This is a genomic window from Pseudomonas sp. KH_050 (assembly GCF_057838875.1).
The window spans coordinates 4,576,243-4,587,952 of record NZ_CM174478.1 but is presented as its reverse complement, the minus strand read 5'-3'; the positions used below and the strand labels follow the sequence as shown (position 1 = coordinate 4,587,952).

13 protein-coding genes are annotated in these 11,710 nt (G+C 57.8%); 10 read left to right on the top strand and 3 right to left on the bottom strand.

Annotation, left to right across the window (positions count from 1 at the left end; genetic code table 11):
* The first annotated feature begins 68 nt into the window (after positions 1–68).
* From sucC to AC3IUA_RS20810, 5 genes are all read left to right on the top strand, one after another.
* The gene (gene sucC / locus AC3IUA_RS20830) at positions 69–1,235 is read left to right on the top strand and encodes an ADP-forming succinate--CoA ligase subunit beta (protein WP_008148602.1); all 1,167 of its coding nucleotides are present in this window, start codon (positions 69–71) and stop codon (positions 1,233–1,235) included.
* Positions 1,235–2,116: a succinate--CoA ligase subunit alpha gene (sucD, locus tag AC3IUA_RS20825; RefSeq protein ID WP_489356795.1), complete on the top strand. Its 882-nt coding sequence runs from the start codon at positions 1,235–1,237 to the stop codon at positions 2,114–2,116. Before sucC ends, sucD begins: the two co-directional genes overlap by 1 nt.
* Before the next feature lie 404 nt (positions 2,117–2,520).
* Positions 2,521–3,834 carry a branched-chain amino acid transport system II carrier protein gene (gene brnQ, locus AC3IUA_RS20820; protein WP_489356794.1) on the top strand — a complete coding sequence of 438 codons (1,314 nt, stop codon included), beginning with the start codon at positions 2,521–2,523 and terminating at the stop codon, positions 3,832–3,834.
* Positions 3,835–4,013: 179 nt separating this feature from the next.
* On the top strand, positions 4,014–4,754 hold the full coding sequence (locus AC3IUA_RS20815) for a DUF599 domain-containing protein (RefSeq protein WP_489356793.1): 741 nt from the start codon (positions 4,014–4,016) through the stop codon (positions 4,752–4,754).
* Positions 4,751–5,152: an MAPEG family protein gene (locus AC3IUA_RS20810; RefSeq protein WP_489356792.1), complete on the top strand. Its 402-nt coding sequence runs from the start codon at positions 4,751–4,753 to the stop codon at positions 5,150–5,152. Before AC3IUA_RS20815 ends, AC3IUA_RS20810 begins: the two co-directional genes overlap by 4 nt.
* A gap of 63 nt (positions 5,153–5,215) precedes the next feature.
* Here the strand turns inward: AC3IUA_RS20810 and AC3IUA_RS20805 are convergent, their stop codons facing one another.
* Positions 5,216–5,467: a hypothetical protein gene (locus tag AC3IUA_RS20805; RefSeq protein ID WP_489356791.1), complete on the bottom strand. Its 252-nt coding sequence runs from the start codon at positions 5,465–5,467 to the stop codon at positions 5,216–5,218.
* A 159-nt stretch (positions 5,468–5,626) separates the two neighbouring features.
* On the opposite strand from AC3IUA_RS20805, the gene AC3IUA_RS20800 reads away from it, so the two are divergent.
* The 4 genes from AC3IUA_RS20800 to AC3IUA_RS20785 all read left to right on the top strand — a co-directional run bounded on the left by AC3IUA_RS20800 (position 5,627) and on the right by AC3IUA_RS20785 (position 9,397).
* Entirely contained in the window at positions 5,627–6,103 is a 477-nt protein-coding gene (locus tag AC3IUA_RS20800) for a PaaI family thioesterase (RefSeq protein ID WP_489356790.1), read from the top strand.
* Positions 6,100–6,543: a PaaI family thioesterase gene (locus AC3IUA_RS20795; RefSeq protein WP_489356789.1), complete on the top strand. Its 444-nt coding sequence runs from the start codon at positions 6,100–6,102 to the stop codon at positions 6,541–6,543. Before AC3IUA_RS20800 ends, AC3IUA_RS20795 begins: the two co-directional genes overlap by 4 nt.
* 154 nt (positions 6,544–6,697) lie before the next feature.
* Entirely contained in the window at positions 6,698–8,602 is a 1,905-nt protein-coding gene (gene htpG, locus AC3IUA_RS20790; protein WP_489356788.1) for a molecular chaperone HtpG, read from the top strand.
* A gap of 66 nt (positions 8,603–8,668) precedes the next feature.
* Positions 8,669–9,397, top strand: a complete 729-nt coding sequence (locus AC3IUA_RS20785) for a dienelactone hydrolase family protein (protein ID WP_489356787.1) — start codon at positions 8,669–8,671, stop codon at positions 9,395–9,397.
* 121 nt (positions 9,398–9,518) lie between these two features.
* Here AC3IUA_RS20785 and AC3IUA_RS20780 read toward each other — a convergent pair whose 3' ends face one another.
* Positions 9,519–10,406: a pirin family protein gene (locus AC3IUA_RS20780; protein WP_489356786.1), complete on the bottom strand. Its 888-nt coding sequence runs from the start codon at positions 10,404–10,406 to the stop codon at positions 9,519–9,521.
* Positions 10,407–10,468: 62 nt separating this feature from the next.
* Positions 10,469–10,885 (bottom strand): OsmC family protein, encoded by a 417-nt coding sequence (locus AC3IUA_RS20775; RefSeq protein WP_489356785.1) that lies wholly within the window; start codon positions 10,883–10,885, stop codon positions 10,469–10,471.
* Between the two features lie 317 nt (positions 10,886–11,202).
* Here AC3IUA_RS20775 and AC3IUA_RS20770 point away from each other — a divergent pair, with 317 nt between their 5' ends.
* Positions 11,203–11,667 carry a DUF3859 domain-containing protein gene (locus AC3IUA_RS20770; protein ID WP_489356784.1) on the top strand — a complete coding sequence of 155 codons (465 nt, stop codon included), beginning with the start codon at positions 11,203–11,205 and terminating at the stop codon, positions 11,665–11,667.
* The last annotated feature ends 43 nt before the right edge of the window (positions 11,668–11,710 follow it).

Sequence of the window (11,710 nt, the reverse complement as noted above, 5' to 3'; positions counted from 1 at the left end):
CACAGGTGGTGCGGCACTGAACACGTGCAGCACCGAATGCGCAGTACCTAACGAAGACGGTAATAAGCATGAATCTTCACGAGTATCAGGGTAAGCAGCTGTTCGCTGAATACGGCCTGCCAGTATCCCAGGGTTTCGCAGTAGACACCCCGGAAGCAGCAGCAGAAGCGTGCGACAAAATCGGCGGCACCGAGTGGGTTGTCAAAGCCCAGGTCCACGCTGGTGGTCGCGGTAAAGCGGGCGGCGTAAAGCTGGTTCGCAGCAAAGAAGACGCCAAGGCATTCGCTCAACAGTGGTTGGGCAAGCGTCTGGTGACTTACCAGACTGATGCCAATGGTCAGCCAGTCACCAAGATCCTGGTTGAATCGTGCACTGATATCGCTAAAGAGCTGTACCTGGGCGCTGTCGTGGACCGTTCGAGCCGTCGCATCGTGTTCATGGCTTCCACCGAAGGTGGCGTGGACATCGAGAAAATCGCTCACGACACCCCTGAGAAAATCCTCAAGGCCACTATCGATCCACTGGTTGGCGCTCAGCCGTTCCAGGGTCGCGAGCTGGCTTTCCAGTTGGGTCTGGAAGGTAAGCAAGTTGCTCAGTTCGCCAAGATCTTCGTGGGTCTGGCCAAGCTGTTCAAGGATCACGACCTGGCTCTGCTGGAAGTGAACCCGCTGGTGATCAAGGCTGACGGCGATCTGCATTGCCTCGATGCCAAGATCAACATCGACGCTAACGCCATGTACCGTCAGCCCAAGCTGAAGACTTTCCACGATCCGTCGCAAGACGATCCGCGCGAAGCGCACGCTGCCAAGTTCGAACTGAACTATGTAGCGCTGGAAGGCAACATCGGTTGCATGGTCAACGGCGCTGGCCTGGCCATGGGTACCATGGACATCGTCAACCTGCATGGCGGCAAACCAGCCAACTTCCTCGACGTGGGCGGCGGTGCTACCAAAGAACGCGTTACCGAAGCGTTCAAGATCATCCTGTCCGACACTAACGTCGCTGCAGTATTGGTCAACATCTTCGGCGGCATCGTTCGTTGCGACATGATTGCCGAAGGCATCATCGGTGCAGTGAAAGAAGTCGGCGTGAAAATCCCGGTTGTTGTTCGCCTTGAAGGCAACAACGCTGAGCTGGGCGCTAAAGTACTGGCAGAAAGCGGTTTGAACATCATCGCGGCTACCAGCCTGACCGACGCTGCTCAACAAGTTGTCAAAGCTGCGGAGGGCAAGTAATGAGCGTCCTGATCAATAAAGACACCAAAGTTATCTGCCAGGGTATTACCGGTTCGCAAGGTAGTTTCCACACCCAGCAAGCTCTCGAGTACGGCACCCAGATGGTTGGCGGCGTGACTCCGGGCAAAGGCGGCACCACTCACCTGGACCTGCCTGTTTTCAACACCGTGAAAGACGCTGTAGCAGCCACTGGCGCCACCGCCAGCGTGATCTACGTTCCAGCTCCTTTCTGCAAGGATTCCATCCTTGAAGCAGCGTTCGGCGGCATCAAGCTGATCGTTTGCATCACCGAAGGCATTCCTACCCTGGACATGCTGGATGCCAAGGTCAAGTGCGACGAGCTGGGTGTGGTCCTGATCGGCCCTAACTGCCCAGGCGTGATCACTCCAGGCGAATGCAAGATCGGCATCATGCCAGGTCACATTCACTTGCCAGGCAAGGTCGGTATCGTTTCCCGTTCCGGCACCCTGACTTACGAAGCTGTGAAGCAGACTACTGACGCCGGTTTCGGTCAGTCGACTTGCGTCGGCATCGGTGGTGACCCGATCCCGGGCTCCAACTTCATCGACATCCTGAAGCTGTTCCAGGAAGACCCGAAGACCGAAGCGATCGTGATGATCGGTGAGATCGGCGGTTCGGCTGAAGAAGAAGCGGCTGCCTACATCAAGGCTAACGTGACCAAGCCGGTTGTTTCCTACATCGCTGGTGTGACTGCTCCTGCGGGCAAGCGCATGGGCCATGCTGGCGCAATCATCTCTGGCGGCAAGGGCACTGCGGACGAGAAGTTCGCTGCCCTGGAAGACGCAGGCGTAAAAACCGTGCGTTCGCTGGCAGATATCGGCAAGGCTCTTTCCGAGCTGACTGGCTGGGCGATGAAGTAAGCCTCGCGCTTACCTGACGCTACACCAGACAAAGGCCACCTTCGGGTGGCCTTTGTGCGTTATGAGTTTTTTTATGCGATTCAGGTGAACCCGAAAAGATCGCAGCCTGCGGCAGCTCCTACGAGATTTTTGTGTATCCACAATGCGTAGGAGCTGCCGCAGGCTGCGATCTTTTGATCTTTTTAATATGTAGACGCGACATAAGAATGTCGCTTATCGGACAGTCCGCCCTCTAACAGTGCGTTTGTCGCGCAAATTCGTTAGGCTAGCAGCCATTTTTGCGTCCGCTTCCCACAAGGAAGCTGCGCGCTTAACGGGTCAGTCTCATACGGACCGACAGCATTTCCCTCATCCATAGGGAAATCCCTCTCTAAATTCCGATTCAGTAGTGTGGTATTTCCTTAATGAAAGTGTTGAAAGGCCAGGACATCCTGGCACTTGGTTTTATGACGTTTGCCCTGTTTGTCGGGGCCGGCAACATTATCTTCCCGCCTATCGTCGGTCTGCAGTCCGGGCCTCATGTCTGGATGGCGGCGCTGGGGTTTCTGATCACTGCGGTCGGTTTGCCGGTGATTACCGTGGTCGCCCTGGCCAAGGTCGGCGGCGCGATGGACGCCTTGAGCAGTCCGATCGGTAAAGTCGCGGGTGGTCTGTTGGCTGCGGTGTGCTATCTGGCAGTCGGTCCGTTGTTCGCTACACCGCGCACCGCCACCGTGTCGTTCGAAGTAGGCTTGGCGCCGTTGACCGGCGAGAGCCCGCTGGCGCTGTTCCTCTACAGTTCGGTGTACTTCCTGCTGGTGTTCTTCATCTCGCTCTATCCGGGCCGTCTGCTGGACACCGTCGGACGTTTCCTGGCACCGATGAAGATCATTGCACTGGCGGCATTGGGCATTGCTGCATTTGCCTTGCCAGCCGGTGACATCGGCACCGCCACCCCGGAATACGTCGCCGCGCCGTTCTCCCAGGGCTTCATCAATGGCTACCTGACCATGGATACCCTCGGTGCGCTGGTGTTCGGTATTGTCATCGTCAACGCTATTCGCTCCCGTGGTGTCGAATCTCCGCGACTGATCACCCGTTACGCGATTATTGCCGGGCTGATTGCCGGTGTGGGGCTGGCGCTGGTTTACGTCAGCCTGTTCCGACTCGGTTCGGGCAGTCATGAAGTGGCCGCGGGCGCGGCCAATGGCGCGGCGGTATTGCACGCCTACGTGCAGCACACCTTCGGCTCCCTGGGCAGCGGTTTTCTTGCGGTGCTGATCTCCCTGGCCTGCCTGGTGACGGCGGTTGGCCTGACGTGCGCCTGCGCCGAGTACTTCAGCCGGGTTCTGCCGCTGTCCTACAAGACCTTGGTGATCATCCTGGCGGCGTTCTCGTTGCTGGTGTCCAACCTGGGCCTGACCAAGCTGATCGCGTTCTCGATCCCGGTACTGACCGCGATCTACCCGCCGTGCATCGCCCTGGTGGCGCTGAGCTTCTGCAAGGACTTCTGGCATGAGCAGGGGCGAATCGTCGGCCCGGTGATGCTGGTATCGTTCATCTTCGGTCTGATCGACGCCCTCAAAGGCGCCGGTCTGGCCGACTGGATGCCGACCCAGCTGGCTCACCTGCCGCTGAGCGAGCAGGGCCTGGCGTGGCTGGTACCCTCGGTCATGACCCTGGTGGTTGCGGTGGTCTGCGATCGTCTGCTGGGCAAGCGCGAAGAAGCGCTGGCCTGAGCTGCTGCCTGGCCCGTCACAAGCGGGCCTTGAGCTGCGCTCTAATAGAAATGCCCCGTATCAATCGATACGGGGCATTTTTTATGGGGGGGATGCGGTGTCTTTTTCCTTGAGTTAACGTCGAAGCATTGCAAATCCCACAAGGTTTCAGTGTTCCGCCACTCATCACAAGGACCTGCATGTCGTTCATTCAAGCCAATCTGATCCACATCCTCGCCGCGCTCTGGTTCGTCATCTGTTGGGGCGGCTACACCCGTTACGCCACGTGGAAGGGCCGCGACACTGCGTGCCTGGCCAGCGTGCTGCATTTGTATCGCGAAGACTGGATGCGCCGCATGCTGCTGCGTGACAATCGCATTGCCGATGCCAGTGTGATCGGCAATCTGGAGCGCAATGCGTCGTTCTTCGCCTCGAGCACCCTGATTATCCTGGCCGGTATTCTCACCGTGCTCGGCGCTTCCGACCGGGCGGTGTCGCTGCTGGCGGACATTCCGATGGTGCAACAGGCCTCTCAGGGCATGTCGGAGATCAAGCTGCTGTGCCTGGCGGTGGTCTTTGTCTATGCCTTCTTTACCTTCAGCTGGTGCATGCGTCAGTACAACTTCGCAGCGATTCTGGTCGGCTCGGCGCCAATGATTGGCGAGCGACATGTCTCCGAACAGGAGCGCAAGGCTTTTGCCATGCGTGCCGCGCGAGTTATCTCGCTGGCCGCCAACCAGTTCAACTTTGGTTTGCGCTCTTACTACTTCGGCATGACCATGCTGGCCTGGTTCGTCAGTCCCTGGCTGTTCATGCTGATGAGTGCCGGGGTGGTGTTTGTGTTGTATCACCGGGAATTTCATTCCGACGTATTGGACGTCATGGTCTATACCCCTACTGAGGCGCCATTGCCCGAGGTGGTCAAGGAGATCAATCAATGAGTATCCCGTTCTGGTGCGTGTTCATCAGCGCGCTGCTGATAATCATCGCCAAGATCCCGGTCGCCAGGGAGATGCAGGCGTTGGGCGGTTATGACAACCATTCGCCGCGCAACCAGCAGGCGCAATTGAGCGGTTTTGGCGCCCGCGCGCTGGCAGCCCATCAAAACAGTTTCGAGGCCTTCATACTGTTCGCGGCGGGGGTGTTGATGGCGCACACCACGCAGACGGCGGGATGGCTGATCGATTTGCTGGCAATCATCTTTGTGATCACCCGGGTGCTTTACCTGCTTTGCTATTGGACGGACCTGGCCTGGCAGCGCAGTCTGGTATGGGGTATCGGATTTGTCTGCACGCTGTTATTGATGCTTAGTCCAACTTTTCGCACTGTCTTGATCTGAACAATGTGCGGACAAAGAAAAGCCCGCACAAGGCGGGCTTTACCTGGAAGAGCTAAAACCGGATTAGTTGGTTTTAGGCGCCGTTGCCGGAGCGCTCTCTTCAACAGCAGCTTTGTTCGATTCAGCTTGAGCTTTGGCAGCTTCGGCGTTTTCTTTCGCGGCCTCGTTCACTTTATCCTGAGCTTCGTTCATTTTTTGCTGAGCTTCCTCAGAATGTTTGGCTGCATCTTGAGCTTTGTCCTCGGATTTTTTATCGCAGGCAGCGAGACCGAGGGTAGCGGTCAACATCAAGGCAATAGCTAAAGTCTTACGCATGGGGTGTTTCTCCTTAGTGAAGATATCTTCTGGCCTTTCGAGCACAGGCTCACAGGTTAAGTTCCTTCCAATGCGTAGATATATTAAGCATGTCGATCATGGAACTTTTACGCGATTCGATAATTGCACCACGCCGACACTAAGAAGAGAGTTAACCGAATGGCGCAAAACCTTGTTTTTGAACGCGCGACGCGCTTTCTATCTGCCCTGCGGCACTGTCAGGTGCTGGGAATCAGCGTTCATGGCGCATCGACAGACGGCATCACGCTGATGCTGCCTTACAGCCCGCACATCGTCGGTAATCCGCTGACCGGGGTGATACACGGAGGAGCACTAACTTCCTTGATGGACACTGCCTGTGGCATGGCGACCTTGTGCGTATTGCCGGAATTCGAAGTCTGTCCGACCCTCGACTTGCGTATCGACTACATGCATCCCGCTGAACCCCACAAGAATGTTTATGGGTTTGCCCAGTGCTATCGAGTGACCACCGATGTGATATTCGCTCGTGGCTTTGCTTATCAGGATGACCCCGAGCAGCCGATTGCGCATGCAGTGGGCACCTTTATGCGCATGGGCAAGGGCATTAAAGGAACAAAAGGTTTTGCCGGTGCAATCAGTGGCGGTGCGCAATGACGGATAAATTCAAGGAGCAACTGCAGCAAGCTCATGCCCAGGGTGATTACGCCGCACTGATGGAGTGCATCCCCTATGCCAAACTGATCGGAGTCGAGTGCTCGCGCCTGGGCGATGAGTTACTGTTTCGTTTGCCGGCCAACAAGGACAATATTGGTAACCCGTTATTGCCAGCGATCCATGGCGGGGTCATTGCCGGGTTCATGGAGCTTGCCGCGGCCCTGCATTTGCTGGTCTTCACCGGGTCCCCCGGGGTGCCGAAAATTATCGACTTTTCCCTCGACTACCTGCGTGCCGGGCAGTTTCGCGACACTTTTGCCAAATGCCAGGTCTGCCGTCAGGGCCGACGGGTGGCGAACGTCGCGATCACTGCATGGCAGAGCACTGAGGCCGAGCCTATCGCCACGGCTCGCGCACATTTCAAGATTGAAGAAACCTAGGGCGCGACATCGGTTGTTTCCTATGCCGCGGCATAGGAAACAACCGATGTTGCGCCCGCCCTTGAAATCTTCGTCTTAGCCCCCAACTTTGATGACATCCCGCCGCCACCCATGCTGGGCGCGGCCAATGCCATCCAATTGGAGTTTGATGACCATGAGCGTGGAAACTCAAAAGGAAACCCTGGGCTTCCAGACCGAGGTAAAGCAGCTGCTGCACCTCATGATCCATTCGCTGTATTCCAACAAGGAAATTTTCCTTCGCGAATTGATCTCGAACGCCTCTGACGCAGTCGACAAATTACGTTTCGAAGCGCTGTCCCGACCTGATTTGCTGGAAGGCGGCGCCGAGCTGAAAATCCGTGTGAGCTTCGACAAGGACGCTAAAACCGTCACCCTCGAAGACAACGGCATCGGCATGAGCCGCGAAGATGCGATCACCCATCTGGGGACCATCGCCAAGTCCGGCACCGCCGATTTCATGAAGCACCTCTCGGGCGATCAGAAAAAAGATTCGCACCTGATCGGTCAGTTCGGTGTCGGTTTCTACTCCGCGTTCATCGTTGCCGATAAAGTCGACGTGTTCAGCCGCCGTGCCGGCCTCGCTGCCAGCGAAGGCGTGCACTGGTCGTCCAAGGGCCATGGCGAGTTCGACGTCGCGACCCTGGAGAAAGCCGATCGCGGTACCCGCATCGTGCTGCACCTGAAATCCGGTGAAGACGAGTTCGCCGATGGCTGGCGTCTGCGCAATATCATCAAGAAGTACTCCGACCACATCGCTTTGCCGATCGAGCTGCCGAAAGAAGTGGCCGCCGTCGAAGGCGAAGACAAGCCTGCCGTTGAATGGGAAACCGTCAACCGCGCCAGCGCCCTGTGGACTCGCCCTCGCACTGAAGTGAAAGACGAGGAATACCAGGAGTTCTACAAACACGTCGCTCACGATTTCGAGACCCCGCTGAGCTGGAGCCACAACAAGGTCGAAGGCAAGCTGGAATACACCTCGCTGCTCTATGTACCGACCCGCGCCCCGTTCGACTTGTACCAGCGTGAAGCGCCGAAAGGCCTGAAGCTGTACGTGCAGCGCGTGTTTGTCATGGATCAGGCCGAATCGTTCCTGCCGCTGTACCTGCGTTTCATCAAGGGCATTGTCGACTCCAACGACCTGTCGCTGAACGTGTCGCGGGAAATCCTGCAGAAAGACCCGATCATTGACTCCATGAAGTCGGCGCTGACCAAGCGTGTGCTCGACATGCTGGAAAAACTGGCGAAGAACGAGCCTGAGCAATACAAGGGCTTCTGGAAGAACTTCGGTCAGGTCATGAAAGAAGGCCCGGCTGAAGACTTCGCCAACAAAGAGAAAATTGCCGGCCTGCTGCGCTTCGCCTCGACTCATGAAGAGGGCGGCGAGCAAGTGGTTGCCTTGGCCGACTATCTGGCTCGTGCCAAGGAAGGCCAGGACAAGATCTACTACCTGACTGGCGAAACCTACGCGCAGGTCAAGAACAGCCCGCACCTGGAAGTCTTCCGCAAGAAAGGCATCGAAGTGCTGCTGCTGACCGACCGTATCGACGAGTGGCTGATGAGCTACCTCAGCGACTTCGACGGCAAAGGCTTTGTCGACGTGGCGCGCGGTGATCTGGACCTGGGCAATCTGGACTCGGAAGAGGACAAGAAAGCTGCAGAAGAAGTCGCCAAGACAAAAGAAGGTCTGGTCGAACGGATCAAAACCGCGTTGGGCGAGGCTGTCAGCGAAGTACGGGTTTCCCACCGTCTGACCGATTCTCCGGCGATCCTGGCGATCGGCGAGCAGGACCTGGGCATGCAGATGCGTCAGATCCTCGAAGCCAGCGGCCAGAAAGTCCCGGATTCGAAGCCGATTTTCGAGTTCAACCCGTCTCACCCGTTGATCGAGAAACTCGACAATGAGCAGGGCGAAGAACGTTTCGGCGATCTGTCGCACATCCTCTTCGATCAGGCTGCCCTGGCCGCCGGGGACAGCTTGAAAGACCCGGCCGCCTATGTCCGCCGGTTGAACAAGCTACTGGTTGAGCTGTCGGTTTAACAAGGTTGTAAGAAAACCCGCTTCGGCGGGTTTTTTTTATCTGGTGATCCGTTAACAGGAGTTGAAATGAGCCCAATCACTGTTCGTTCCGTGGTCTATCAGGTCGATGGCCAACCCTATGAAAGTCGTGTGGCCTTTGACGCCAGCCAGAAAGGCCCGCGACCGGGTCTGTTGATGGCGCCAAACTGGATGGGAGTCGGCGCCGGTGCCGAGAAGATTGCCGAGTCGGTGGCCACCCAAGGCTATGTGGTGCTGATTGCCGACCTGTATGGTCAGGCGGTTCGTCCACAAAATGCTGACGAAGCGGGCGCGGCGATGATGCCGTTGAAGAATGACCGGGCCCTGCTGCGCAAGCGTATGCAGGCGGCGTTCGAAGCGCTGCAACATCAGGGCGAAGCCGCTGTTGATACCTCGAAACTGGCGACCTTCGGTTTTTGTTTCGGCGGGTGTTGCGCGCTGGAACTGGCCCGCACCGGCGCGCCGTTGAGAGCCGCCGTGTCGTTTCACGGCACCCTGGATACGCCTGATCCGGCGGATGCGAAGAACATCAAATGTTCGGTGCTGGTGCTGCATGGGGCCAGCGATCCGCTGGTCCCCAAAGAGCAGCTGCCGGCTTTTGAAGACGAGATGAATGCCGCCGGTGTCGACTGGCAACTGCTCAGCTACGGCGGCGCGGTGCATTCCTTCACCGATCCGAAGGCTAATATGCCGGGCAAGATGATGTATGACGCCAGGACTGCGAGCCGGGCGTTTGCGTCGATGCACAATTTGCTGAATGAGGTGTTCAAGGGCTGATTTCGGTTTTGCCGCACAAAGATCAAAAGATCGCAGCCTTCGGCAGCTCACATAGACCGGGTTGGCGAGGCTGCGATCTTTTTGCGATATAGCGGACACCGGAGAATAAGCGTCGAAAGTTCTACAGCGGCGTCGGCGCGGCTCGGCCCACAGGCAACTCGATCCGTTCGGTTTCTCCCGGTACTTTCGGCCAATCCCCGGCTGCCCAGCGTGCGCGGGCCTGGTCGATCAGCGCAGGATCGCTGGCCACAAAATTCCAGCTGATTCGCCGCGGCCCGTCCATCGGGGCACCGCCAAACAGCACTGCGTGACAATCGCTTTGGGCGAACAGGGTCATGATTTCCCCGGCAGGCAACACCACCAGCGAATGGGCTTCAACGGACTCGCCGTCCAGCTCTGCGTCGCCGTCGAGCACGTACAACGCGCGTTCTTCGTGCTCATCGGGGATCAGCAGCGTGGTCGCCGTCTGCAGGCGCAGTTCGGCGTACAGCGTTGGGGAGAGCACCGGTACCGGAGACTCCAGGCAAAAGCCTGAACCGGCAATCATCCGGATCTGCACCCCGAGGTTATCGCTGACCGGCAGGCTGTCGGCCGGGTAGTGGCTGTAATGGCCGGGGCCTTGTTCGTGTTCTTTCGGCGAGGCTAGCCAGATTTGCAAGCCGTGCATGCTGAAACCACTGGCCTTGAGTGACTCGGGAGTGCGCTCGACATGGGCAATGGCACTGCCAGCCGTCATCCAGCTGACCTCGCCCGGTTTCACCCGTTGATCCGAGCCAAGGCTGTCCTTGTGCTGGATTTCCCCTTCGAACAGGTAGGTCAGAGTGGACAGGCCGATATGCGGATGCTGACGGATGTTCATGCCTTTGCCCGCCGGATAGCGGGTCTGGAGCATATGGTCGAAAAACACGAATGGCCCGACGCTGCGGCACTTGGCCGACGGCAACGGACGCAGGATAGGTTGACCTTCGACATCCTCGGCGCGCGGGCGGATCACGGTCGGTGTGTTCATGGTGCATTCCAGGTTCAGCGGGTTATAACCAGAAGCATAACCCGCTGAGAAGGCAGTTGCCGCTACTGGCTGAAAGCGCCTTCGGACAAAATGGTCTCGATGCTGACTTCGCTGCTGGTCATCAGCTTGTGCACCGGGCAGCGGTCAGCCACGCGGTGCAGTTCCTCGCGCTGGGCGTCGGTCAGCACGCCCTTGAGGGTCAGCTTGACCTGCAGGCCGTATTTGCCTTTCTGCTCCTGGCTGTTGTCATGTTTGACTTCGACAGTGACCCCGGTCAGCGGGATGTCTTTTTTCTGCGCGTAGAGCTTGAGGGTCAGGGCCTTGCAGGCACCCAGCGCGGCGTCGAAGTAGTCATGGGGTTCCGGGGCGGAATCGTCGCCGCCCTGGGCCTTGGGCAGGTCGGTAAAGAATTGGTGATCATCGACCTGGATGCTGTGACGAAAGCCTTCGCTGGATTCGGTATTGACAGTAACGGTCATGTTAAAACCTCATAGACAGTGAGAAAGGTCGCGCCCCGGCAAGGGATCGCGCGGCAGGAAACAGCATTCAGTTATAGAACATTTGCTCCGACAGGTGTTCCACTTCACTGATCCCCTGTGGCGAGGGAGCTTGCTCCCGCTGGGTTGCGAAGCAACCCCAAACGGGTCACCCGGTTCCTCCAGGCTCACCGCATGTGCCGGCTTTACGACCGCTTCGCGGCCGATCGGGAGCAAGCTCCCTCGCCACAAAAGCATCTGTCATCAGCCTGTCATGCCCACGTCATAACCTCGCGCCCATCTCAATCAAGGAGCGCGATATGCACCTCACCCGTTTAACCGCTCTGGCGGCGCTGATGATGATCAGTGGCCTGGCCAGTGCCGAAGTTCATGTGCAAGGCCCGGTGGAGTACGGGGTTTTCGAAAGCCCGAAAGCCGAGTTGCAGTCAGGTGAGCGGGTGTTGCGCCGCAACAACCAGAAGATCGAACAGACAGAAATCGTCCCGGCGAAACTCGGTACCAAGTTCGGCCTGCGTTATCAACTGTCCGGTAAAGTGGCTGAAGACCTGCCGTTGACCTTGCTCTACTTCACCCCGGGTATCCGCACCCCGGACGGCCAGCGCCACGATAAAATCGAAGTGACTCAGAAACTGTTGCCCGGCGCGCCCCAGGACGTGATGGCCTATGAGTTCACCGAAAGCCATGAAGTTGTCCCCGGCGAGTGGCATTTCATGGTGTTCCAGGGCGACCGGTTGTTGGCGCAACAGCGCTTTACCGTGCGCTAGATCGGCGCTCAGGCAGGAGTTGTCGCGACCGGCAGTCGACTTG

What these genes read in the sequence shown, in the direction of transcription:
- AC3IUA_RS20805 (WP_489356791.1), bottom strand. Translation starts at nt 5,467, where the DNA reads ATGCGTAAGACTTTAGCTATTGCCTTGATGTTGACCGCTACCCTCGGT.
- AC3IUA_RS20795 (WP_489356789.1), top strand. Translation starts at nt 6,100, where the DNA reads ATGACGGATAAATTCAAGGAGCAACTGCAGCAAGCTCATGCCCAGGGT.
- brnQ (WP_489356794.1), top strand. Translation starts at nt 2,521, where the DNA reads ATGAAAGTGTTGAAAGGCCAGGACATCCTGGCACTTGGTTTTATGACG.
- htpG (WP_489356788.1), top strand. Translation starts at nt 6,698, where the DNA reads ATGAGCGTGGAAACTCAAAAGGAAACCCTGGGCTTCCAGACCGAGGTA.
- AC3IUA_RS20780 (WP_489356786.1), bottom strand. Translation starts at nt 10,406, where the DNA reads ATGAACACACCGACCGTGATCCGCCCGCGCGCCGAGGATGTCGAAGGT.
- sucD (WP_489356795.1), top strand. Translation starts at nt 1,235, where the DNA reads ATGAGCGTCCTGATCAATAAAGACACCAAAGTTATCTGCCAGGGTATT.
- AC3IUA_RS20770 (WP_489356784.1), top strand. Translation starts at nt 11,203, where the DNA reads ATGCACCTCACCCGTTTAACCGCTCTGGCGGCGCTGATGATGATCAGT.
- AC3IUA_RS20775 (WP_489356785.1), bottom strand. Translation starts at nt 10,885, where the DNA reads ATGACCGTTACTGTCAATACCGAATCCAGCGAAGGCTTTCGTCACAGC.
- AC3IUA_RS20785 (WP_489356787.1), top strand. Translation starts at nt 8,669, where the DNA reads ATGAGCCCAATCACTGTTCGTTCCGTGGTCTATCAGGTCGATGGCCAA.
- sucC (WP_008148602.1), top strand. Translation starts at nt 69, where the DNA reads ATGAATCTTCACGAGTATCAGGGTAAGCAGCTGTTCGCTGAATACGGC.
- AC3IUA_RS20800 (WP_489356790.1), top strand. Translation starts at nt 5,627, where the DNA reads ATGGCGCAAAACCTTGTTTTTGAACGCGCGACGCGCTTTCTATCTGCC.
- AC3IUA_RS20810 (WP_489356792.1), top strand. Translation starts at nt 4,751, where the DNA reads ATGAGTATCCCGTTCTGGTGCGTGTTCATCAGCGCGCTGCTGATAATC.
- AC3IUA_RS20815 (WP_489356793.1), top strand. Translation starts at nt 4,014, where the DNA reads ATGTCGTTCATTCAAGCCAATCTGATCCACATCCTCGCCGCGCTCTGG.